General features: G+C 38.3%; 23 protein-coding genes. 21 read left to right on the forward strand and 2 right to left on the reverse strand.

Translation table 11 applies throughout. The features are described 5' to 3' along the window. The first annotated feature begins 7 nt into the window (after positions 1-7). From IGK03_RS04170 to recN, 10 genes are all read left to right on the forward strand, one after another. Positions 8-328, forward strand: coding sequence for a MazG nucleotide pyrophosphohydrolase domain-containing protein (locus IGK03_RS04170; protein ID WP_002355872.1), 321 nt, complete (start codon positions 8-10; stop codon positions 326-328). A 332-nt stretch (positions 329-660) separates the two neighbouring features. Further along, on the forward strand, positions 661-1,092 hold the full coding sequence (locus IGK03_RS04175; RefSeq protein ID WP_002355874.1) for an Asp23/Gls24 family envelope stress response protein: 432 nt from the start codon (positions 661-663) through the stop codon (positions 1,090-1,092). Further along, positions 1,085-1,537 (forward strand): transcription antitermination factor NusB, encoded by a 453-nt coding sequence (gene nusB / locus IGK03_RS04180; RefSeq protein WP_002355875.1) that lies wholly within the window; start codon positions 1,085-1,087, stop codon positions 1,535-1,537. The genes IGK03_RS04175 and nusB overlap by 8 nt, the downstream gene beginning before the upstream one ends. 103 nt (positions 1,538-1,640) lie before the next feature. After that, positions 1,641-2,486, forward strand: coding sequence for a bifunctional methylenetetrahydrofolate dehydrogenase/methenyltetrahydrofolate cyclohydrolase (locus tag IGK03_RS04185; protein ID WP_002355876.1), 846 nt, complete (start codon positions 1,641-1,643; stop codon positions 2,484-2,486). Positions 2,487-2,495: 9 nt separating this feature from the next. Then, complete coding sequence (xseA, locus tag IGK03_RS04190) at positions 2,496-3,842, forward strand: exodeoxyribonuclease VII large subunit (RefSeq protein WP_002395762.1); 1,347 nt, start codon at positions 2,496-2,498, stop codon at positions 3,840-3,842. Position 3,843: 1 nt separating this feature from the next. After that, entirely contained in the window at positions 3,844-4,074 is a 231-nt protein-coding gene (locus tag IGK03_RS04195) for an exodeoxyribonuclease VII small subunit (RefSeq protein WP_002355878.1), read from the forward strand. Further along, positions 4,074-4,955, forward strand: a complete 882-nt coding sequence (locus IGK03_RS04200; protein WP_002355879.1) for a polyprenyl synthetase family protein — start codon at positions 4,074-4,076, stop codon at positions 4,953-4,955. Before IGK03_RS04195 ends, IGK03_RS04200 begins: the two co-directional genes overlap by 1 nt. Before the next feature lie 13 nt (positions 4,956-4,968). Continuing rightward, entirely contained in the window at positions 4,969-5,784 is an 816-nt protein-coding gene (locus IGK03_RS04205) for a TlyA family rRNA (cytidine-2'-O)-methyltransferase (protein WP_002364633.1), read from the forward strand. Positions 5,785-5,922: 138 nt separating this feature from the next. Then, a complete protein-coding gene (locus tag IGK03_RS04210) occupies positions 5,923-6,372 on the forward strand; it encodes an arginine repressor (RefSeq protein WP_002358881.1) in 450 nt (149 codons plus the stop codon). Positions 6,373-6,389: 17 nt separating this feature from the next. Continuing rightward, a complete protein-coding gene (recN, locus tag IGK03_RS04215) occupies positions 6,390-8,063 on the forward strand; it encodes a DNA repair protein RecN (protein ID WP_002397924.1) in 1,674 nt (557 codons plus the stop codon). A gap of 91 nt (positions 8,064-8,154) precedes the next feature. Here the strand turns inward: recN and IGK03_RS04220 are convergent, their stop codons facing one another. Next, complete coding sequence (locus tag IGK03_RS04220; RefSeq protein ID WP_002383399.1) at positions 8,155-8,265, reverse strand: DUF4044 domain-containing protein; 111 nt, start codon at positions 8,263-8,265, stop codon at positions 8,155-8,157. Positions 8,266-8,332: 67 nt separating this feature from the next. Beyond that, entirely contained in the window at positions 8,333-9,298 is a 966-nt protein-coding gene (locus IGK03_RS04225) for a magnesium transporter CorA family protein (RefSeq protein ID WP_002383400.1), read from the reverse strand. A gap of 244 nt (positions 9,299-9,542) precedes the next feature. Between IGK03_RS04225 and IGK03_RS04230 the strand changes: the two genes are divergently transcribed. From IGK03_RS04230 to ftsZ, 11 genes are all read left to right on the forward strand, one after another. Then, entirely contained in the window at positions 9,543-9,935 is a 393-nt protein-coding gene (locus tag IGK03_RS04230) for a DUF3397 domain-containing protein (RefSeq protein ID WP_002383401.1), read from the forward strand. 233 nt (positions 9,936-10,168) lie between these two features. Then, positions 10,169-10,654, forward strand: coding sequence for a division/cell wall cluster transcriptional repressor MraZ (mraZ, locus tag IGK03_RS04235; RefSeq protein ID WP_002383402.1), 486 nt, complete (start codon positions 10,169-10,171; stop codon positions 10,652-10,654). A 14-nt stretch (positions 10,655-10,668) separates the two neighbouring features. Continuing rightward, positions 10,669-11,625 carry a 16S rRNA (cytosine(1402)-N(4))-methyltransferase RsmH gene (gene rsmH / locus IGK03_RS04240; protein WP_002355891.1) on the forward strand — a complete coding sequence of 319 codons (957 nt, stop codon included), beginning with the start codon at positions 10,669-10,671 and terminating at the stop codon, positions 11,623-11,625. Positions 11,626-11,641: 16 nt separating this feature from the next. Then, the gene (gene ftsL, locus IGK03_RS04245; protein ID WP_002385090.1) at positions 11,642-12,049 is read left to right on the forward strand and encodes a cell division protein FtsL; all 408 of its coding nucleotides are present in this window, start codon (positions 11,642-11,644) and stop codon (positions 12,047-12,049) included. After that, positions 12,049-14,277 (forward strand): penicillin-binding protein, encoded by a 2,229-nt coding sequence (locus tag IGK03_RS04250; RefSeq protein WP_010713809.1) that lies wholly within the window; start codon positions 12,049-12,051, stop codon positions 14,275-14,277. The genes ftsL and IGK03_RS04250 overlap by 1 nt, the downstream gene beginning before the upstream one ends. 27 nt (positions 14,278-14,304) lie before the next feature. Continuing rightward, entirely contained in the window at positions 14,305-15,270 is a 966-nt protein-coding gene (mraY, locus tag IGK03_RS04255) for a phospho-N-acetylmuramoyl-pentapeptide-transferase (protein ID WP_002355894.1), read from the forward strand. 22 nt (positions 15,271-15,292) lie between these two features. Next, the gene (gene murD, locus IGK03_RS04260) at positions 15,293-16,663 is read left to right on the forward strand and encodes a UDP-N-acetylmuramoyl-L-alanine--D-glutamate ligase (RefSeq protein ID WP_010713808.1); all 1,371 of its coding nucleotides are present in this window, start codon (positions 15,293-15,295) and stop codon (positions 16,661-16,663) included. A gap of 4 nt (positions 16,664-16,667) precedes the next feature. Continuing rightward, positions 16,668-17,759: an undecaprenyldiphospho-muramoylpentapeptide beta-N-acetylglucosaminyltransferase gene (gene murG, locus IGK03_RS04265; protein WP_002355896.1), complete on the forward strand. Its 1,092-nt coding sequence runs from the start codon at positions 16,668-16,670 to the stop codon at positions 17,757-17,759. A gap of 8 nt (positions 17,760-17,767) precedes the next feature. Next, positions 17,768-18,892 carry a cell division protein FtsQ/DivIB gene (locus tag IGK03_RS04270; protein ID WP_002363408.1) on the forward strand — a complete coding sequence of 375 codons (1,125 nt, stop codon included), beginning with the start codon at positions 17,768-17,770 and terminating at the stop codon, positions 18,890-18,892. A gap of 173 nt (positions 18,893-19,065) precedes the next feature. Further along, on the forward strand, positions 19,066-20,388 hold the full coding sequence (ftsA, locus tag IGK03_RS04275) for a cell division protein FtsA (protein ID WP_002355898.1): 1,323 nt from the start codon (positions 19,066-19,068) through the stop codon (positions 20,386-20,388). Positions 20,389-20,414: 26 nt separating this feature from the next. Continuing rightward, a complete protein-coding gene (ftsZ, locus tag IGK03_RS04280) occupies positions 20,415-21,647 on the forward strand; it encodes a cell division protein FtsZ (RefSeq protein WP_002355899.1) in 1,233 nt (410 codons plus the stop codon). Positions 21,648-21,652 lie beyond the last annotated feature (5 nt).

A 21,652-nucleotide genomic window follows, 5' to 3' on the forward strand; every position in this document is an offset into this window, starting at 1 on the left:
GGAGAATATGGATATCCAAGAGTATCAGCGGTTTATTAGCGCGTTTTATAAAAAACGTAACTGGTATCAATATGATCCGTTCATTCGTTCCAACTTTTTAACAGAAGAAGTCGGCGAAGTGTGTCGGGCCATTCGGACAATTGAAATTGGCCGTGATCGACCGGATGAAACAGTTTTGGCGGATGAAGAGAATCTGGAAAATTTAACGGAAGAGTTAGGCGATGTGTTGGATAATTTATTTATTTTAGCCGATAAATATGACATCTCTTTAGAAATGATTATGCAAAAGCATCGGACGAAACTAATGGAACGTTATCCTGAAGAATAAAGATGTAAAAATAAGAAAGCCAAAATTACTTGGTCTTTCTTATTTTTACGTCTAAAGGCTTGAATTAGAAATTTATGACAAGAAATTATCTGTTCTTTTAGTTAGAACTTAGCTTTTCTGGTAGCGAAATAGGCTAATTAATGATAAACTAAGAACGAGTATTGATAAGCAAAATTTGGACGTTCTTTCACAACTAACTGAAGAAACCAGTGTTGTTTTAATTTTTAAGAATCATCCGTTGCTTAAAAGAGAATCCTTAAGAGACTTAGTGATTCATCAAATAAATCGTTTATTTAACGATTTTGTGCGTAATAGATAAGGAGGACAACCAAATGTCAGAAGAAAAAAATCTTGTAATCAATGCAAACGATTCTTTAGGAGAAATCGTGATCGCTCCTGAAGTCATTGAAGTAATTATCGGAATCGCTGCTTCAAAAGTAGAGGGTGTTTATGGGATGCGTGGCACGTTCGCCAATAATGTGAATGAATTATTAGGCCGTGCAGCACACGGCAAAGGTGTATATTTACGAACAGAAGAAGAAGGCTTAAAAGTCGATATCTATTGTTACTTGAACTACGGTGTTTCTGTACCAAAAGTTGCGTTAGAAATGCAAGACCGTGTGAAACAACAAGTCTTATTTATGACAGATATTGATTTAGTTGAAGTGAATATTCATGTTGTAGCGGTAGTACCTGAAAAAATCCCTCAACCAGACTTAAATGAATTATTCCCAGAAGATGAAGATGGAGAAGAGAATGAGTAAAACAGAATTAACCCGTCACGAGATTCGTGAAAAAGCGCTCCAAGCCCTTTTTCCTTTAGATTTTAATGCTGATTTAACCAAACAAGATGCCATTGATTATGCATTGGCTTATGATAATCGGGAAATCGTCAGTGAAGATGGCGAAGACCTAGTTCCTACGTATTTAGATTTACTTGTCGGTGGTGTGTGTAGCCGCAAAGCAGAATTAGATGAAGTAATTACGAACCATTTAGGTAATAACTGGTCTATGCAACGCTTAGCAAAAATAGATATTGTTATTTTACGCTTAGCTATTTTTGAAATGCTATACGTTTCAGATGTGCCAAACATTGTGGCATTAAATGAAGCCGTTGAGTTAAGTAAAAAATACAGCGACGACCGTTCACGTAAATTTGTTAATGGTGTGTTATCAAATGTAATGAAAGAAATTGATTCAGAGGCGTAAGCTCTGAATCTTTTTTTACTATCTAACTGGTGTTAAGATACTGGGTTATATGCTAAAATAAATACTATTAAAGAAGTAAAGAAACAATAGAGGGAGCGAAGGAATGAGTACAGTAATTAACGGTCGTGAATTAGCAGATCAAATGCAAGCAGAGATTCAAAAAGATGTAGAAAAGATGACACAACAAGGCATCCAACCAGGATTAGTTGTTTTATTAGTTGGGGAAAATCCTGCCAGCCAAACGTATGTGAGAAATAAAGAACGTGCAGCAGCCAAAATTGGCATTCTGTCAAAGGTCGAAAAACTGCCAGAAACTATTTCAGAAGAAGAATTATTGGCTGAGATTGACAAATATAATCAAGATTCACGCTTTCATGGCATTCTTGTACAACTACCTTTGCCAAAACATATTGATGAAGAAAAGATTTTATTAGCAATTGATCCCAAAAAAGATGTAGATGGGTTCCATCCAATGAATTTAGGCCGTTTGTTTGTAGGCAAACCTGAAATGATTCCTTGCACGCCGTATGGAATTATGAAGATGTTTGAAGCCTATGATATTGATTTAACAGGTAAACGTGCGGTGGTTATTGGTCGAAGTAATATTGTTGGCAAGCCAATGGCACAATTATTGTTAATGAAAAATGCGACCGTGACGATTGCCCATTCTAAAACTGAACATTTAGCAGAAGTTGCAAAAGAAGCGGATATTTTAGTTGTAGCAATTGGACGCGGGCATTTTGTCACCAAAGAGTTCGTGAAACCAGGTGCGGTAGTGATTGATGTGGGTATGAATCGCAATCAAGAAGGAAAACTGATTGGTGATGTAGCATTCGATGAAGTTTCTGAAATTGCAAGCTATATCACGCCGGTTCCCAAAGGTGTTGGCCCAATGACGATTACCATGTTAATGTATCAAACAGTCGAGGCAGCAAAAAAACAAAAGTAAGGTGAAAAAATGACGCAACAGTATTTAACAGTAACAGCCTTAACGAAGTATTTAAAACGTAAATTTGATGCAGACCCTTACTTAGGACGTGTCTATTTAACAGGTGAAATTTCGAACTTTCGCTTCCGAGCGAACGCGCATCAGTACTTCAGTTTAAAAGATGATCATGCGAAGATTTCTGCAATTATGTTTAAATCAGCCTTTCAAAAATTGAAGTTTCAACCAAAAGAAGGCATGAAAGTCATGGTGGTGGGGCGGATTTCGCTTTATGAAAACAGCGGCTCCTATCAAATTTATATTGAACATATGGAACCAGATGGTGTCGGTGCACTTTATCAAGCATTGGCAGAATTAAGAGAAAAACTAGGAAAAGAAGGACTTTTTGAAGGGCCTAAACAACAGTTGCCTCGTTATCCCAAACGAATCGCTGTGGTTACAAGTCCTAGTGGTGCTGTTATTCGGGATATCATTACGACAGTCAAAAGACGGTATCCGATTGCACAACTGGTCCTTTTTCCAACCTTGGTCCAAGGCGATCAGGCGGCGGATGACATTGTGCGGAACATTCAGCGAGCCGATGCGCAAGGCGATTTTGATACGATGATCATCGGCCGTGGCGGTGGTTCAATCGAGGATTTATGGCCATTTAATGAAGAAAAAGTGGCTCGGGCCATTCATGCTGCCACCACACCGATTATTTCATCGGTTGGTCACGAAACAGATGTGACGATTGCCGATATGGTAGCAGATGTTCGTGCAGCAACGCCAACGGCAGCAGCGGAACTAGCGGTACCAGTTTTAAATGAAGAACTATTAAGAATTAGTGAACGGCGTAGTCGTTTAGAACAAAGCTTTTTATATCTCTTGCAACAACGAACAGAACGTTTCCAACGACTACAAAATTCTTATGTGTTTAAGCAACCTGAGCGACTTTATGAAGGTCAAACGATTAAATTAGATCGAATGACGCAACGTCTTTTCCAAGCAATGACAACGATTCATCACCAAAAACAACGTCAAGCCCAAGGAATTATCGCTCAATTGCAACAACAGACACCAAAGGGACAATTAAGAGAAAGTCAGCAACAATTGGCATTTTTACAACGAAACTTGCAAACACAAATGACACAATTGTTCCTAAACAAACAAAAGCAATTCACGTCTGCTGTTCAACAATTAGACTTACTCAGCCCACTCAAAATTATGGGTCGAGGATATAGTTATACTACAAAAGAGGACCGTGTCGTTAAAACTGTTACCGAGTTACAGCCAGCAGATCAATTAACGATTCATTATGCTGACGGTACAGTTCAAGCAAACGTCGAAACAATAACAGCGAAAAAAGAGGAGTTTTAACATGCCAGCAAAAGAAAAAACGTTTGAAGAATCATTAAATGCCTTAGAAGAAATCGTTCAGCGCTTAGAACGAGGAGATGTTCCTTTGGAAGAAGCCTTAGCTGCCTTTCAAGAGGGCATGGCATTAAGTAAACAATGTCAAGACACATTGGAAAAAGCGGAAAAAACTTTAACGAAAATGATGACAGAAAACAATGAAGAAATTGTTTTTGAAGAGAGCGAGGAAGCGTAATGACGAATTTTAGTCAACAGCATTTACCGTTGGTTGAAAAAGTCATGGTCGATTTTATCGCAGAATATACTGAAAATGAGCGTTTGAAAGAAGCAATGCTCTACTCAATACACGCAGGTGGCAAACGATTACGCCCGCTATTAGTGTTAACAACAGTGGCCGCTTTTCAAAAAGAGATGGAAACACAAGACTATCAAGTGGCTGCCTCTTTAGAGATGATTCATACGTATTCATTAATTCATGATGATTTACCAGCAATGGATGATGATGATTTACGTCGTGGCAAACCAACCAATCATAAAGTGTTTGGTGAAGCGACTGCCATTTTAGCAGGGGACGGCTTATTAACAGGCGCATTTCAGTTACTTTCTTTGAGCCAATTAGGCTTAAGTGAAAAAGTTTTACTGATGCAACAACTGGCAAAGGCAGCGGGGAATCAAGGCATGGTTGCCGGCCAAATGGGTGATATTGAAGGAGAAAAAGTCAGCTTGACTTTAGAAGAGTTAGCGGCTGTTCATGAAAAGAAAACCGGAGCGCTAATTGAATTCGCCTTAATTGCTGGGGGCGTATTAGCCAATCAAACAGAAGAAGTCATTGGTTTACTGACACAGTTTGCGCATCACTATGGCTTGGCTTTTCAAATTCGTGATGACTTATTAGATGCCACAAGTACAGAAGCAGATTTAGGTAAAAAAGTAGGCCGAGATGAAGCGTTGAATAAAAGTACGTATCCAGCTCTTTTAGGGATTGCTGGCGCGAAAGATGCGCTAACACATCAATTAGCAGAGGGCAGCGCTGTTTTAGAAAAAATCAAAGCAAATGTTCCCAATTTTTCAGAAGAACATTTAGCAAACTTGTTAACTCAGTTACAATTGAGATAGAAAGAAGGCACTTATGAAAAAAGAACGCGTCGATGTCTTGGCGTTTAATCAAGGACTATTTGAAACACGAGAAAAAGCAAAACGCAGCGTGATGGCTGGTTTGGTTTACAATGATAAAAATGAACGTTTAGATAAACCAGGGGAAAAAATTTCTGTGGAGACACCCTTACATACTAAGGGCCAAGTAATGCCTTATGTTTCTCGTGGGGGCTTAAAACTAGAGAAGGCACTAAATGTTTTTGCAATCAACGTTCAAGGTAAAACAATGCTAGATATTGGTTCCTCCACAGGTGGTTTTACCGATGTTGCTTTACAAAATGGGGCTCGTTTGAGTTACGCTTTAGATGTTGGCTATAACCAACTAGCATGGAAAATTCGGCAAGATGAACGCGTGGTGGTAATGGAACGTACCAATTTTCGCTATAGTAAACCTGAAGATTTCACTGAAGGGGTGCCGGATATTGCAACGATTGATGTTTCCTTTATTTCATTACGCTTAATTTTGCCACCTCTTCATGATATTTTGAAAAAAGGTGGTAGTGTGGTGGCGTTAATTAAGCCACAATTCGAAGCTGGCAAAGAGTTTGTTGGGAAAAAAGGAATCGTGCGTGATCCAGAAACCCATCAAATGGTTGTGGAGGAAATTACACGCTTTGCCATGAATAACGGTTATGATGTGAAAAACTTAGATTTTTCACCAATCACTGGTGGCGAAGGAAACATTGAATTTTTGGCACATTTAGTTTCTGTTGAAGGGGAAGGATCCTATCAAGCGCCAGAATCCATTGAAGAAGTTGTCGCGCATGCGCATCAAAAATTAGCGGAATGATGAGAAAAGTTAGAAGAAAGAAGTGGACGCCTATAGGTGAAAGCTTCTTTTTTGTATAAATCTAGTAATTCATCTTTTAAAATGCATAAAAATAAGCTATGATGAGGGCAAGAGTAAACTGAAAAGGAGAGCGGCGCCATGAGAAAGCAAGATAGACACCGTTTAATTACACGTTTATTGACTGAAAAAAATATTCAAAAGCAAGAAGATTTTGTCAACTATTTACAAGAAAAGGGCGTAGCTGTTACACAAGCAACGATTTCTCGCGACATTAAAGATATGAAACTGATTAAAGTTCCTTCTGCAGAAGGGGGTTATCGATATAGCCTTCCATTAGAGACACAAGCTAATACGAGTGCTAAACTTGCAAAGCTTTTAAAAGATGCCTTTGTAGCTGCAGAACAAATGGAAAAATATGTCGTATTACGAACCATTCCTGGCAATGCAGCGGCGTGTGGTAGTTTAATCGAAAAGAATTACCAAGAGAAACTTTTTGCCGTCATCAACGATGATGATAGTGTTCTCATGATTGCACGAACTGAGGAGGCGGCAGAAAAACTTCATAAAGAGCTGTTAAGCTATCTATAAAGAATGAGGTGAACAAGATGTTACAAGAACTTTCCGTGAAAAATTTTGCGATTATCTCTTCGTTACAATTAGAGTTTCAAATGGGTATGACTGTTTTAACGGGAGAAACGGGTGCGGGGAAATCCATCATTATTGATGCAATGGGATTACTCACAGGCGGACGCGGCTCCAGTGACTATATTCGTCAAGGAGCAAATAAATGCACCTTAGAAGGACTTTTTTCAATGCCGAAAAGTCAAGAATTAAAGCAATTATTAGAAGAATTAGGTATTGAAACAGAAGAAGATTCTTTAGTGATTCAACGAGATATTTCCGCTTCTGGTAAAAATGTTTGCCGTGTCAACGGACGAATTGTCAACATTACTAATTTAAAAAGAATTGGGGAATATTTAGTAGATATTCATGGCCAAAACGAACATCAAGAATTGATGCAAAGTGAACGCCATATTGATATGTTGGATGAATTTGGTGGGAAAAAACTTTTAGCAGTCAAAGAAAAATATACACAGGCGTATCAAGAGTATCGCGCACTCGAAGCCAAAGTCAGAAAGCGACAAAAAAATGAAAAAGAATTTGCCCAAAGAATGGACATGCTTCATTTTCAAAGTGATGAAATTGCTAGTGCACAGTTAGTGGCTGGCGAAGAAGAACAATTGCTAGAAGAACGCAATAAACTGAACAATTTTCAAAAGATTGCTGATGCACTGACGATTAGTTATGCCGCACTAAATGGTGAAGACGATAGTAGTTTGGATAAAATCGGAACAAGTATGAATGAACTCGCTTCGATTGAATCCCTTGATTCAGAATATAAAACATTGTCAGATACTGTTCAAAATGCTTACTACTTACTACAAGAAGCCAGTGGAGATCTTTCTAGGTTGATTGATGGCTTAGAACTAGACGAAGGCCGCTTGAATGAAGTAGAAAATCGTTTGGAATTAATCCGTCAAATGAAACGTAAATATGGTGATTCGATCGAAACGATTTTATCTTACTATGAAGAAATTACCAAAGAGTTAGCAGAGGCTGATTTTTTGGAAGGTGGTACAGGCGACTTAGAAGCGTTGCTTGCAGAGAAACAACAAGCGGCTCATCAACAAGCGTTAGCTTTACGAAAAGAACGAAAGCGCCTAGCAAAAGAGCTCGAACAACAAATTTTAACCGAATTAAAAGAACTGTATTTGGAGCGAACGGAATTTGAAGTCCGCTTTACAGAACTTGAGCATTTACAAGAAAATGGCTTAGACGGAGTAGAATTTTATATTACTACTAACCCAGGGGAACCATTAAAACCGTTAGTTCGGGTGGCTTCTGGCGGAGAACTTTCGCGAGTGATGCTAGCTATGAAAACAATCTTTTCTCAAACGCAAGGGATCACTAGTATTGTTTTTGATGAAGTGGATACAGGAGTCAGTGGCCGTGTAGCACAGGCGATTGCCGATAAAATTTATCAAATTTCAGAAAATTCGCAGGTGTTGTGTATCACGCACTTGCCACAAGTGGCGGCCGTTGCCGATGAACATTATTTTATTGAAAAAGAAATTGTGGCGGGTCGGACAGAAACAAGCGTCCGAATTTTATCTGAAAAAGAGCGAGTAAACGAAATTGCGCGTATGCTCGCAGGAAGTGAAATTACGAAATTAACCATTGAACATGCACAAGAGCTGTTGGCGATGGCGAAAAAATAGCCGCTCTATTTGAGCAAGTAAAAAAAACAGCCCCTTCAATTGATAGAAGGGGCTGTTTTTTTACTTTTAATGTGTGAAAAAGTTCTCCAGTTTAAAGACTAAGAATCGCTGTTAAAACAGTTGAACCTACAATTGCGATCAGCATTAGCCAAACCACGACTTTCGTGATTTTTGAAAAGCGACTTTGTTCTTTGTCGTTCATAAATGACACGTCCTTTTTAATTTCTGCTAATAGTGTACAACCTTTTCCTGAAAACAGCAACCTAAAGTTATAAGAGATTCTTTTTCTTTAAAATTCGAATACTAATTACGCAGATTAAGGTAGTGATGGCAAAAATAATCCAAAAGGAATATTCATGCTCTGCAAAAGGGAGTTTCACATTCATGCCGTAGATTCCCCCGATGATGGTCGGGATGGTTAGGACAATTGTTAAGGATGTTAAAATTTTCATGACATTATTTAAGTTATTTGAGACGATTGCTGAAAAAGTATTACTAATGTTATCAACTAATTTTAGTTGTATTTTAGTCGTATTTAGTCCTTGTTCTAGTTCAATCAAAATATCCCTTAAAAATGGCAAATGTTTTTCTGGATGATTAAAAATTTCAGCGCTATATAAACGTTTTAATACTTTTAAATTATCCGTTAAAGCTGCTTCGAAATAAACTAGACTTTTTTGAATGTCCATAATCTGATACAATTGACTATTTTCTGTGGCTACTTGGAGCTCTCCTTCAAGTTTGTTGGTTTGTTGGATAAGTGCTTGTAAGTTTTTATTGAAGGAAAGGGCCATCTTCCATGAAAGGGCTAAAATTAAGGCCTTTTCAATAGAAAGATCTTGATGCGTGAACGCCTCTTTTTGAATCCCATGAACGATGTCGTTAGGCCCGTTGCTAACAGTAATTAGTTTGTTATCGACGGTTGCGATTAAAGCAATCGGCACCGTTTCTACTTGCAGATAGCCACTAGGACTGATACTAGCTTTGGGATAACGAAATAAAAGTAACGTAGGCGTTTGTAATTTTTCGTGGCGGAAACCTTCCACTCGAGCATTTTCTTCATCATCTAAAACGCCGGTAAGATAATCTGTTGGTAAGTGGTATTGATTGACGAGACGCTCGATTTCTTCTTCTGTAGGAGATTCTACCGAAATCCAACTTAGGGCTTCATCGTCTGGTGAACAAGGTTCAAAATAGTCATTTTTCAATAATAAATAATTAATCAAAAGATTCACCCCGAATCAACATTTTTTGTTCTAAATCCATTATAATAGAAGTATGACACAATACGAGAAGAAAAGCTTATAAAAAACATTCAAAAATAAGTGGCCGCGATAGGTGAGGCCTCGTTTTGAAAATGGTTTGATAAGTAATCCGTTTTTTATATGAAAAAGCAAGCAAAAAGGGCTTTTAGCACATATATTTAAACGAAATGAAACATCTGTGTAACGTTGATGAAGTATAGTTATAGCAGGTGGAATGAAAGGATTTGTTGAGAGAATGGTGTCGTTTTCGGCAATAATGTTATTTTGGTATATTTTTCCGGTAATTGTGCTCTTTGCGTGCAATTTTCTCGTGTCCACTTTTTCCCTAACGGAACGTTGGAAAATAAAAGCACCGGATTTGGCCATTCCGTTTTTATTCATAGGGATCCATGAGTTATCCAAAGATAGTTATGATGAATCGATTATGCCGTATTTTGTGATTTCTATTTTGTTATTAGGAGTCGCTGTTGCCCTGTTTCAAGCTTATTATTATGGAGAGATTTTATATAGACGATATTTCAAGATGTTTTGGCGGTTGACGTTTTTACTAACGTTTGTGTTGTATGTGTTGCTTATCTTGCTAAATATCAGTCATTATCTACTGTAATAAAGCGTGGAGACAATAGGGGAAATACGCTGTGGGAAAATGTCCCCCACAACTCCCCACTCCGTGGGGTTTTTTTGTTATTTGTGGGGTTATTTTATAAAAAACATAGTAAAAACCTTGTTATAATAACATTTTTTGTTGGGTGATGCTTGTTACATAAAACCCTGTAAATATTACAGAAATTTTAAATAACAGTTAAAAAATAGAAGTTTTTAGATTTATAGTGGTAGAAAGTGGTGGGATGTGGTAGACTTGTTCTATCAAGTGGAAAAGCGGGTGTATTGGCTATGCTTATGGGTGAATACCAACATAATATCGATGCCAAAGGCCGCCTAATCGTTCCATCAAAGTTTCGTGAGGAACTTGGTGAAAAATTTGTGGTAACGAGAGGGATGGATGGCTGTTTATTTGGTTATCCTTTAAATGAATGGTCACAACTTGAAGCAAAACTTCAAGAAATGCCCTTAGCTAAGAAAGATGCACGTACCTTTGTGCGATTCTTTTATTCCGCTGCAACAGAATGTGAGATTGATAAGCAAGGTCGTATCAATATTCCAGCGAATTTACGAACACATGCCAGTTTAGAAAAAGGCTGTGTTGTTATCGGCGTCTCTAACCGAATTGAAATTTGGAGTGACGAACGTTGGCATGCATTCTCTGATGAAGCTGAAGAAAACTTTGATGAATTAGCAGAAACAATGATTGATTTTGGATTTTAGGAATGAGGCAAATGATGACTGAAGAATTTCGCCATTACACTGTTCTTTTAAAAGAAACAGTGGATGGATTACAAGTGAAGCCGGATGGCGTATACGTAGATTGCACACTCGGTGGTGCCGGACATAGTGAATACTTACTGACACAATTGAATGAGCACGGTCATTTATATGCCTTTGATCAAGATCAAAAAGCGTTGGCACATGCTAAGACTCGTTTGCAGAAATATGTAGACAAAGGTCAAGTGACCTTCATCAAATCAAATTTTAGAAATATTAAAGAAGAATTGGCAGAACATGGGGTGTTCCACGTTGATGGGATTCTATACGATCTAGGTGTTTCTTCACCACAATTAGATGAAGCAGAACGTGGTTTTAGCTATCATCAAGACGCGCCCTTAGATATGCGCATGGATCAAGACGCACCCTTGACGGCTCGCGAAGTGGTGAATACGTATAGTTATAGTGAGTTAGTAAAAATTTTCTTTCGTTATGGGGAAGAGAAATTTTCGAAACAGATTGCTCGAGAAATTGAACGTGTTCGTGAAAAGCAGCCAATTGAAACAACAGGTGAACTCGTTGAGATTATTAAGACGGCGATTCCAGCTCCAGCAAGACGCAAAGGTGGACATCCTGCAAAACGAATTTTCCAAGCAATTCGCATTGCCGTTAATGATGAATTAGGGGCAGTTGAAGAGTCGCTAGAACAAGCAATTGATTTGCTAGCGAAAAATGGCAGAATCAGTGTGATTACGTTCCATTCGTTAGAAGATCGTATTGTTAAAACAATGTTTAAAGAATACAGTACGGTACAAGATTTGCCACCAGGCATTCCAGTGGTGCCAGAAGAATTTCAACCAGAATTAAAAGTAATTACCAGAAAACCAATTTTACCAAGTGACAGTGAGTTATCTGAGAATAATCGTTCACGAAGTGCGAAGTTACGCATTGCCGAAAAAATAAAATCTAGATAGAGAGAGGGGTAGACACATGGCTGAATTGAAGAAAGTAAATGATTTCCATTATGAAGCACCAGAAATGGATCAGCCAACTGTGGCAACAGAGCAAGACAGAAAAATGCAAGAGGAAACACTACCTGTCCCCGCTCTATTACCCAAAAAGAAACTAAAAAATGTCTCTTTACTAGAAAAATTAATCGGTGTTGTATTAGTTTGTGCAACGATTGGTATTGCAATTGCGACAATTCAAGTAAGAACGACAATTGTCCAAACCATGAACGATATTACAGAAACACAAGCAGTCATTAAAGAAAAGGAAGATAACGCTTTGAAATTGGAACAAGAAAGAAGCGAACTTTCTAAATCAGATCGAATCAAAGATGTCGCTAAAAAACAAGGACTAGAAAATAACGGCGACAATGTTAGGACTGTTAAATAATGAGTAAAAGACATAAATTTAAACAATTCATGAAAAAGAAAAACTTAAATCCGATGAACAATCGTAAAAAAGTAGGCATCATTTTATTCGCTACGAGTATTGGATTGTTCTTTTTATTTGCCTTTAGAACGACATACATTGTGGCAACAGGCAAAGTAGCCGGTGTCTCACTAAAGGAAAAAACAGCTTCTTTATATGAAGGAAGCCAAGTGGTAAAAGCTAAGCGAGGATCAATTTTAGATCGATATGGTAATCCAATCGCAGAAGATGCTACTTCCTATTCGTTATATGTCGTATTATCAAAAAAATATACGGGACAAAATAATGAAAAGCTATATGCGGAGAAAAAAGACTTCGATGATATTGCTGAAATTTTAGCGAAATATACCAAACTAGACAAAAAAACAGCATTGAAATACTTGAATAATGGGATCCATGAAGATGGGTCAACACAATATCAAGTGGAATTTGGTACAGGTGGTCAAAACATCACCTTGGAAACACGCCAAAAAATTGAAGCAGATTTGAAAAAGAAAAAAATCTCAGGTGTTTATTTCAATGAACATCCAGCCAGATTATATCCCAATGGGCAGTTTGCTTCTCACTTTATTGGCTATACAAAAGCAGCCAATCCAGATGATGATAAAGAAGGCTTAGTAGGTGCGATGGGACTAGAACAGACCTATAATGATATTTTAAGCGGAACCGATGGCCGTGTGTATTTTGAAAAAGATATTTACGGTAATGCCTTACCAGGAACTGTGGCGGAAGAGAAAAAAGCAGTGGATGGTCAAGATATTTACACAACGCTGGATAGTCGCTTGCAAAATACCTTAGAAGATTTAATGACGCAAGTTAATGAAAAATATGAACCAGTTTCTATGACTGCCATGTTAATGGAAGCAAAAACAGGCGAAATTGTTGCCATGTCTCAACGGCCAACATTTAATCCTGAAACGAAACAAGGGTTAGACGATAATGGTACGTGGCAGAACCTATTAGTTGAAAGTCCTTATGAACCAGGCTCAACAATCAAATTATTTACAACAGCTGCTTCTATGGAACAAGGACAGTTTAATCCTAATGAATTATTCAATCGTGTTGGTGGAATTCAAGTTGGGGATGTAACTGTGAATGACCATGACTACACTCGGTTGAACGGGAAAGAATATTTGAATTATCGTCAAGCCATTTCTTGGTCTAGTAATATTGGTATGGTAAAACTAGAACAAAAAATGGGTGATGAAAAATGGATGGAATATTTGAAAAAATTTGGTTTTGGTACGAGCACGCATTCAGGTTTAAGTGGTGAATCTGCTGGTAAATTGCCAGGAACAAACTTTGTAGATAGAGCAATGTCGGCATTTGGTCAAGCAATTACAGTTACTAATTTCCAAATGATGAAAGGTTTCTCAGCTATTGCAAATGACGGTTCAATGTTGCAACCTCATTACATCAGCAAAATTGTTGACAAAAATACAGGAAAAGAAACGATTACGGAACCACAAATCGTAGGAACCCCAATCAAAGCGCAAACAGCTCAACAGATCCGTACGTACATGATTGATACTGTTGAAGACCCGACTTACGGGATTGCGTATGATATTTATAAAGTACCAGGCTATCATGTTGCTGCCAAAACAGGAACTGCCCAGATTTCAGATGGTAAAGGGTACGTTGATGGAGCAAGTCAAGTCTTGTCTTCTGTAGTGGAAATGGTCCCAGCGGATAATCCTGAATATGTTTTGTATATTACACTTAGACAAGCAAAAACAGGTTCGCCTTCAGAAGCAATGGCGGCAATTGCAAACCCATTAATGAAATTAGCGTTAGACATTAAAGAGACAGATCCGGAAACAACGAAAGTAGCTTCTGATAAAGTCACAGTTGCTGATTATAAAAACATGACGCCAGCGGAAGCGTTGGCCAATGCCAAAGTGAACGGGGTGGATCCTGTGATTATCGGTGATGGTGAAAAAATCAAGAAACAATCAACGCCGTCTGGTCAAACATTAATGCCTAATCAGAAATTGATTTTGATCACAAATGGAACGAACTATATGCCTGATTTAACCGGCTGGTCCAAGAGCGATGTTACCAAGTTTGGTGATTTATTAGGTTTGACTGTCGAGTTTAAAGGTGAAGGCTATGTGACGAAACAAAGTATCGCTGCTGAAACTGAAATTACGGAGAAAAAATTAACCGTGACTTTAGAAGGCACAGAATAATAACGTAGAATAATTAGGAGAGATAACATGGAGTGGACACAGATTTTTATTCCCATAGTGGTGAGTTTTGCCATTACAGTGAGCGTAATGCCACTATTCATTGGCTATTTTCAAATGAAAAAACAAGGGCAGGTTACTCGTGAAGATGGCCCAACTTGGCATAGCGTGAAAACAGGTACCCCTACAATGGGTGGAGTCGTTTTCCTTGTAGCCAGCTTGATTACTTCGCTAGCAATGGGGTTATTTTTCCACCAATTTACGCCGTCTCTACTAATTATTCTATTTATTTTAGTATTATACGGTTTGTTAGGTTATTTAGATGATTTCATTAAAGTCTTTAAAAAACGGAACATGGGCTTGAATTCTCGTCAAAAATTAATTGGTCAAATTTTTGGTGGGTTGGTTTTCTACTTTGTTTATCGAAGTGAAGGCTTTTCAGACACCTTAGATTTGTTTGGAGTAGCAGAAGTTCCGTTAGGTATTTTTTATGGTGTGTTTATTATTTTTTGGTTAGTCGGTTTTTCTAATGCCGTGAATTTGACAGATGGGATTGATGGCTTAGTTGCTGGTTTAGGAACAATTTCATTTGGTACTTATGCAATTATTGCCTGGAAACAACAACAATTTGATGTTGTGATTATCTGCCTAAGTGTGATTGGTGGGCTGATCGGCTTTTTCCCTTATAATAGAAAACCAGCAAAAATCTTCATGGGTGATGTTGGTTCATTAGCATTAGGTGGATTGTTAGCAGCAATTTCAATTATTTTGCATCAAGAATGGACGCTACTTTTAATTGGACTTGTCTACGTTTGTGAAACAGCAAGTGTTATTTTACAAGTTGCTTCATTTAAATTATTTGGTCGACGGATTTTTAAAATGTCACCAATTCATCACCATTTTGAAATGTGTGGTTGGTCTGAATGGAAAATTGATTTTGTCTTTTGGTCTGTCGGTTTAATCTGTTCAGGAATCACATTATGGATTCTTTTCTAATCTATCAAAGGGGAAATTGACAATGAAAAAAATAACAACCTATCAAAACAAAAAAGTGTTGGTTTTAGGACTAGCTAAAAGTGGTGTCAGCGCAGCGAAACTCTTACATGAGTTAGGTGCGCTCGTTACCGTTAATGACGCAAAACAATTTGATCAAAACCCTGACGCCCAAGATTTATTAACCTTGGGTATTCGTGTTGTTACAGGGGGGCATCCAATTGAATTGTTGGATGAAGAATTTGAACTAATCGTTAAAAATCCTGGTATTCCTTATACAAATCCACTTGTGGCAGAAGCACTAACTCGGAAAATTCCTATCATAACTGAGGTGGAATTAGCAGGTCAAATTGCCGAATGTCCAATTGTCGGCATTACGGGCACCAATGGTAAAACAACCACGACCACGATGATTGGTTTACTGCTAAATGCTGACAGAACGGCTGGTGAGGCACGTTTGGCGGGAAATATTGGTTTTCCAGCGAGTACGGTGGCTCAAGAAGCAACAGCCAAGGATGATCTTGTGATGGAACTTTCTAGTTTTCAGTTAATGGGAATTGAGACGTTTCACCCACAAATTGCAGTAATTACAAATATTTTTGAAGCACACTTGGATTATCATGGTTCGCGGAAAGAATATGTTGCTGCAAAATGGGCCATTCAAAAAAACATGACCGCAGATGACACCTTGATTTTAAATTGGAATCAAGTAGAGCTTCAAACGTTAGCCGAAACCACAGCTGCCAACGTATTGCCTTTTTCAACGAAAGAAGCAGTAGAAGGGGCTTATCTTTTAGATGGGAAATTATATTTCAATGAAGAATATATTATGCCCGCCGATGAGCTAGGGATTCCTGGCAGTCACAATATTGAAAATGCACTCGCAGCGATTTGTGTAGCTAAATTAAAAAATGTATCGAATGCTCAGATTAGACAAACTTTGACAAACTTTTCAGGCGTTCCCCATCGAACGCAATTTGTTGGCGAAGTTCGGCAAAGACGTTTTTATAACGATTCAAAAGCAACCAATATTTTAGCTACAGAGATGGCGTTAAGTGGGTTTGACAACCAAAAGCTACTTTTACTTGCGGGTGGCTTGGATCGCGGTAACTCATTTGATGAATTAGTTCCTGCCCTGTTGGGACTCAAAGCAATTGTTTTGTTTGGAGAAACCAAAGAAAAATTGGCGGAAGCTGCTAAAAAAGCGAACATTGAAACAATTTTATTTGCTGAAAATGTTCAAACGGCGGTTACCATTGCCTTTGATTATTCGGAAAAAGATGATACTATTTTACTATCACCTGCTTGCGCAAGTTGGGATCAATACCCGAATTTTGAAGTACGCGGGGAAGCCTTTATGCAAGCTGTTCAACAATTAAAAGAAAGTGAAATGTGAGAAAATGAAGATACTAGTAACTGGTGGTGGCACAGGTGGGCATATCTATCCTGCGTTATCCTTCGTCGAACACGTCAAAAAAGAAGCACCTGCAACAGAATTCTTGTATGTGGGAACAGAAAATGGTCTAGAAAGTCAAATTGTGCCAAAGGCGAAAATTCCATTTAAAACGATTAAAATTCAAGGATTCAAGCGTTCGCTAAGTCCTCAAAATTTTAAAACAATTTATTTATTTTTAACAAGCATTAATAAAGCAAAAAAAATTATTCGTGAATTTCAACCAGATGTGGTCATTGGTACAGGCGGTTATGTTTCTGGTGCAGTGGTTTATGCGGCCCACCAATTAAAAATACCGACAATTATTCATGAACAAAATAGTATCCCCGGAATGACAAATAAATTTTTAAGTCGTTATGTGGATAAAATTGCGATTTGTTTTCCAGATGTCGCTAGTTTTTTCCCGAAAGAAAAAACAATTTTAACAGGGAACCCGCGGGGACAAGAAGTCGTAACGGTGGAAAAGTCAGCTATTTTATCAGAGTTTGGCTTGGATCCAGCAAAGAAAACGGTGGTTTTATTTGGCGGAAGTCGTGGCGCCTTGAAAATTAATCAAGCGTTTGAACAGGCCTTTCCTTTGTTTGAAGAGAGAGAGTATCAAGTTTTATACGCTTCAGGAGAAAGATATTATCAGGAACTTCAAGAAAGTCTAAAGCTTTCTGAAAAGAAATTGACAAACATAAGTGTGCAACCGTATATTGATAAAATGGTTGAAGTGATGGCTAATACCGATTTAATGGTGGGACGTGCAGGAGCAACCTCAATTGCGGAGTTCACCGCATTAGGATTACCAGCAATTTTAATTCCGAGTCCTTACGTCACGAATGATCATCAAACGAAAAACGCGCAAAGCTTAGTAAAAGTTGGTGCTGTTGAAATGATTCCAGATGCAGAATTGACCGGCGCTCGTTTAGTTGCGGCAATTGATGATATTTTATTAAACAATGAAAAAAGACAACAGATGGCAACGGCGTCCAAAGGGGAAGGCATCCCAGATGCAAGTGATCGTTTGTATCAAGTTGTGAAAACGTTAGTCTGAGATAGGAGGTGTGGAAGATTAGTAACGAGAACGATATATTCAAAAAAAGAAAACCATTACCTCCAAAAAAATCGGAAGAGTCTCAACCTGAACTGACACCTTGGCAAAAACAAAACCAAGAATATTTGAAGAAGCAAGCGGAAGAAGCTGCTTCAAAAGGTGAAAACGAACAAGCAGAAGTCACCATCACTTTACAAGAACAAAGTCAAGAAGAGCCTCAACAACATCTTCCACAAGAAACAGTGGAAGAAGAGGAGCATTTTGCAGATCGTTTACCGAACGTTAAGAAAACACGGAACAAGCGCTTATATAGGCGTTTAGCCTTTATTTTAACTTGTTTAGGGACAGCCATTTTAGTGGCATTGTATTTTGTTTCGCCTCTTAGTCGATTGAGTGAAGTAACAGTTTCAGGCAACAAAAGTGTGGAGAGCCAAGCGATTATTCAGCAGTCAAAACTTGAAACGGGCAGTGGCTTATGGGAGCAGTATTCAAATAGAAATTATTTTTCTGCAAATATTCAGAAAAAGTTTCCAATTATAAAAAAGGCGAACATTAAGTTAAATGGTATTAATTCATTTAAAATTGATATTCAAGAGTATCAAATTGTCGCTCTTGCTGCGACTAAAGGCGGCTATCATCCGATTTTAGAGAATGGTAAAACTTTGGCGGAAACCACCAAGGCTGCTGAAAGTGGCAAACCAATTTTTGAGAATTTCAAAGAGGATAAATTAATCCCTGAATTAATGGCCTCTTACAACAAATTACCTCAAGAAATTAAACAAGGAATTTCAGAAATTAAATATGCACCATCAAAAACCAATAAAGACTTGATTAATGTCTATATGAATGATGGAAATCGAGTGATTGTTAATATTTCTGATTTAAGTGAAAAAATGGCTTATTATTCACAAGTAGCCGAGCAAATGGACAAACCTGGAATCGTTGATATGGAAGTCGGCATTTTTTCTTATCCGTATGAAAAAGAAAGTGAAGAAACGGGCAGTGAAGTTTCCGAAGATTCAGCGGCTGAAAATCAAGAAGTTGTGGACCCAAATGCAGGCGTAGCAACGGATGAAGCGAATAACGGTACGCCGACAAATGGAGAAAATCAAGAAGTGCAACAAGCAGAATAAGTTTTTTACAAAAATGTTTCAAAAATTAACGAACAAATTCGTATAATCTGCTTTCTAAAACCCCCATTTTTATGGTAAAATTGGAAGAAGTGAATAATACTAAAAAAGAGATAGTTAAACGGACGCCTTTGTCCGCTTAGATATTGGAATTAATAGGAGGAGGAATTCCGTTCATGGCAAAAACAGGAATGTATGTAGGCCTCGATATTGGTACAACTTCTGTCAAAGTAGTTGTCGCTGAATATATTGAAGGTCAAATGAACATCATCGGCGTTGGAAATGCAAAATCAGACGGTTTGAATCGAGGGATTGTCGTCGATATTGATCAAACAGTTCAAGCAATCCAACGGGCCGTTCGACAAGCCGAAGAAAAAGCCGGCATTCAAATTAAAAGCGTAAATGTTGGATTACCAGCGAATTTATTAGAAGTAGAAAGCTGTCAAGGAATGATAGCTGTTAGCAGTGAATCAAAAGAAATTACAGATGAGGATGTGCGCAACGTCGCATCTGCAGCTTTGGTTCGTTCAACTCCTCCTGAACGTCAAATTGTTGCAATCTTACCGCAAGACTTTACCGTCGACGGCTTTGAAGGCATCAAAGACCCACGTGGAATGCTTGGCGTTCGCATGGAGATGTTTGGCGTTGTCTATACTGGACCAAAAACAATCATCCATAACATCCGTAAATGTGTTGAAAAAGCTGGCTTAGGAATTAACGAATTAGTGATTACACCGCTTGCTTTAACGGAAACAATTTTAACAGATGGCGAAAAAGACTTTGGAACAATTGTCATTGATATGGGTGGCGGTCAAACAACGACATCTGTTATCCACGACAAACAATTGAAATTTACTCATGTTAACCAAGAAGGCGGCGAGTTCATCACGAAAGATATCTCAATCGTATTGAATACTTCTTTTAACAACGCCGAAGCCTTAAAAATTAATTATGGGGATGCTTATCCAGAAAGAACTTCAGCAAACGAAGAGTTTCCTGTTGATGTTATCGGTAAGTCAGAGCCTGTAAGAGTGGACGAACGTTACCTTTCAGAAATTATTGAAGCGCGTGTGGAACAAATTTTGAGAAAATCAAAAGAAGTTCTGGATGAAATTGATGCGTTTGAATTACCTGGAGGCGTTGTATTAACTGGTGGCGCCGCTAGTATGCCAGGTATTGTCGATTTGGCGCAAGAAATTTTTGAAGCCAACGTAAAACTATACGTACCAAATCACATGGGCTTACGTAACCCAGTCTTCGCTAATGTCATTAGCATTGTGGAATATTCAGCGCAACTAAACGATATTTATCACATTGCCAAATATGCAATCCCTGGTGAAAAATCGAAACCAGCACAATCAGTCGCTGTCCAACAAGAAGTTCGCTATGACACATATGCTGAACAGCCTCAAGAAGAATACGAAGAATTCAACGAACGTGAGTCTGGTGAAAAAGTGACAGGCAAAATCAAAGACTTCTTCTCGAACATTTTCGACTAATCACACAAACAGGAGGATACGATATCATGGAATTTTCATTAGACAATAACATTAACAACGGTGCAGTCATTAAAGTTATCGGTGTAGGTGGCGGCGGCGGAAACGCTGTAAACCGTATGATCGAAGAAAACGTTAAAGGCGTGGAATTTATCACAGCCAATACAGACGTTCAAGCATTAAAACATTCAAAAGCAGAAACAGTGATTCAATTAGGCCCTAAATACACTCGTGGTTTAGGTGCTGGTTCACAACCTGAAGTTGGCCAAAAAGCTGCAGAAGAAAGTGAACAAGTGATTTCAGAATCATTACAAGGCGCGGATATGATTTTCATTACTGCTGGTATGGGTGGCGGAACTGGTACAGGTGCTGCCCCAGTAGTTGCAAAAATCGCTAAAGAATTAGGCGCTTTAACAGTTGGTGTAGTAACTCGTCCATTTAGTTTTGAAGGTCCAAAACGTGGTCGTTTTGCCGCTGAAGGAATTGCCTTATTAAAAGAAAACGTTGATACACTATTAATTATCTCAAACAACCGCTTATTAGAAGTCGTTGACAAGAAAACGCCAATGCTTGAAGCATTTAGAGAAGCTGATAATGTATTACGTCAAGGTGTTCAAGGGATTTCAGATTTAATCACTGCACCAGGTTACGTAAACTTGGACTTTGCTGACGTGAAAACAGTGATGGAAAACCAAGGAACAGCTTTAATGGGGATTGGTGTAGCGAGCGGCGAAGAACGCGTAATTGAAGCAACGAAAAAAGCTATTTCTTCACCATTGTTAGAAACATCAATCGATGGTGCGGAACAAGTCTTATTAAACATTACTGGTGGCTTAGACATGACCTTGTTTGAAGCACAAGATGCTTCAGATATCGTTACAAATGCTGCTTCAGGTGATGTGAACATCATCCTAGGTACATCAATCAACGAAGATTTAGGCGACGAAATTCGTGTAACAGTAATCGCTACAGGTATTGATGAATCAAAAAAGGATAGAAAACCGCACCGTCAAACAAGACAAGCGGTTCAACCAATGCAACAAACAACTCAATCTGTGGAAATGGATCAACCAAAATCACAAGAAGAAGCAAGTGCTTTTGGCGATTGGGATATTCGCAGAGAACAAAATACACGTCCAAAAGTTGATGAATCTTCATTAGAACAAGTAGACAAAAAAGAATTTGACACATTCCACCGTGAAGAACCAAATCACAATGATGACGAATTAAGTACGCCACCATTTTTCCGCAGAAAACGATAAGGAGC

Source organism: Enterococcus sp. DIV2453a (genome assembly GCF_050533535.1).
In the GTDB taxonomy this organism is placed as follows: domain Bacteria; phylum Bacillota; class Bacilli; order Lactobacillales; family Enterococcaceae; genus Enterococcus; species Enterococcus faecalis.

Bases quoted from the DNA above. Each gene is read 5' to 3' on its own strand.
- IGK03_RS04170 (WP_002355872.1), top strand. From the start codon at position 8: ATGGATATCCAAGAGTATCAGCGGTTTATTAGCGCGTTTTATAAAAAA.
- IGK03_RS04175 (WP_002355874.1), top strand. From the start codon at position 661: ATGTCAGAAGAAAAAAATCTTGTAATCAATGCAAACGATTCTTTAGGA.
- nusB (WP_002355875.1), top strand. From the start codon at position 1,085: ATGAGTAAAACAGAATTAACCCGTCACGAGATTCGTGAAAAAGCGCTC.
- IGK03_RS04185 (WP_002355876.1), top strand. From the start codon at position 1,641: ATGAGTACAGTAATTAACGGTCGTGAATTAGCAGATCAAATGCAAGCA.
- xseA (WP_002395762.1), top strand. From the start codon at position 2,496: ATGACGCAACAGTATTTAACAGTAACAGCCTTAACGAAGTATTTAAAA.
- IGK03_RS04195 (WP_002355878.1), top strand. From the start codon at position 3,844: ATGCCAGCAAAAGAAAAAACGTTTGAAGAATCATTAAATGCCTTAGAA.
- IGK03_RS04200 (WP_002355879.1), top strand. From the start codon at position 4,074: ATGACGAATTTTAGTCAACAGCATTTACCGTTGGTTGAAAAAGTCATG.
- IGK03_RS04205 (WP_002364633.1), top strand. From the start codon at position 4,969: ATGAAAAAAGAACGCGTCGATGTCTTGGCGTTTAATCAAGGACTATTT.
- IGK03_RS04210 (WP_002358881.1), top strand. From the start codon at position 5,923: ATGAGAAAGCAAGATAGACACCGTTTAATTACACGTTTATTGACTGAA.
- recN (WP_002397924.1), top strand. From the start codon at position 6,390: ATGTTACAAGAACTTTCCGTGAAAAATTTTGCGATTATCTCTTCGTTA.
- IGK03_RS04220 (WP_002383399.1), bottom strand. From the start codon at position 8,265: ATGAACGACAAAGAACAAAGTCGCTTTTCAAAAATCACGAAAGTCGTG.
- IGK03_RS04230 (WP_002383401.1), top strand. From the start codon at position 9,543: ATGAAAGGATTTGTTGAGAGAATGGTGTCGTTTTCGGCAATAATGTTA.
- rsmH (WP_002355891.1), top strand. From the start codon at position 10,669: ATGACTGAAGAATTTCGCCATTACACTGTTCTTTTAAAAGAAACAGTG.
- ftsL (WP_002385090.1), top strand. From the start codon at position 11,642: ATGGCTGAATTGAAGAAAGTAAATGATTTCCATTATGAAGCACCAGAA.
- IGK03_RS04250 (WP_010713809.1), top strand. From the start codon at position 12,049: ATGAGTAAAAGACATAAATTTAAACAATTCATGAAAAAGAAAAACTTA.
- mraY (WP_002355894.1), top strand. From the start codon at position 14,305: ATGGAGTGGACACAGATTTTTATTCCCATAGTGGTGAGTTTTGCCATT.
- murD (WP_010713808.1), top strand. From the start codon at position 15,293: ATGAAAAAAATAACAACCTATCAAAACAAAAAAGTGTTGGTTTTAGGA.
- murG (WP_002355896.1), top strand. From the start codon at position 16,668: ATGAAGATACTAGTAACTGGTGGTGGCACAGGTGGGCATATCTATCCT.
- ftsA (WP_002355898.1), top strand. From the start codon at position 19,066: ATGGCAAAAACAGGAATGTATGTAGGCCTCGATATTGGTACAACTTCT.
- ftsZ (WP_002355899.1), top strand. From the start codon at position 20,415: ATGGAATTTTCATTAGACAATAACATTAACAACGGTGCAGTCATTAAA.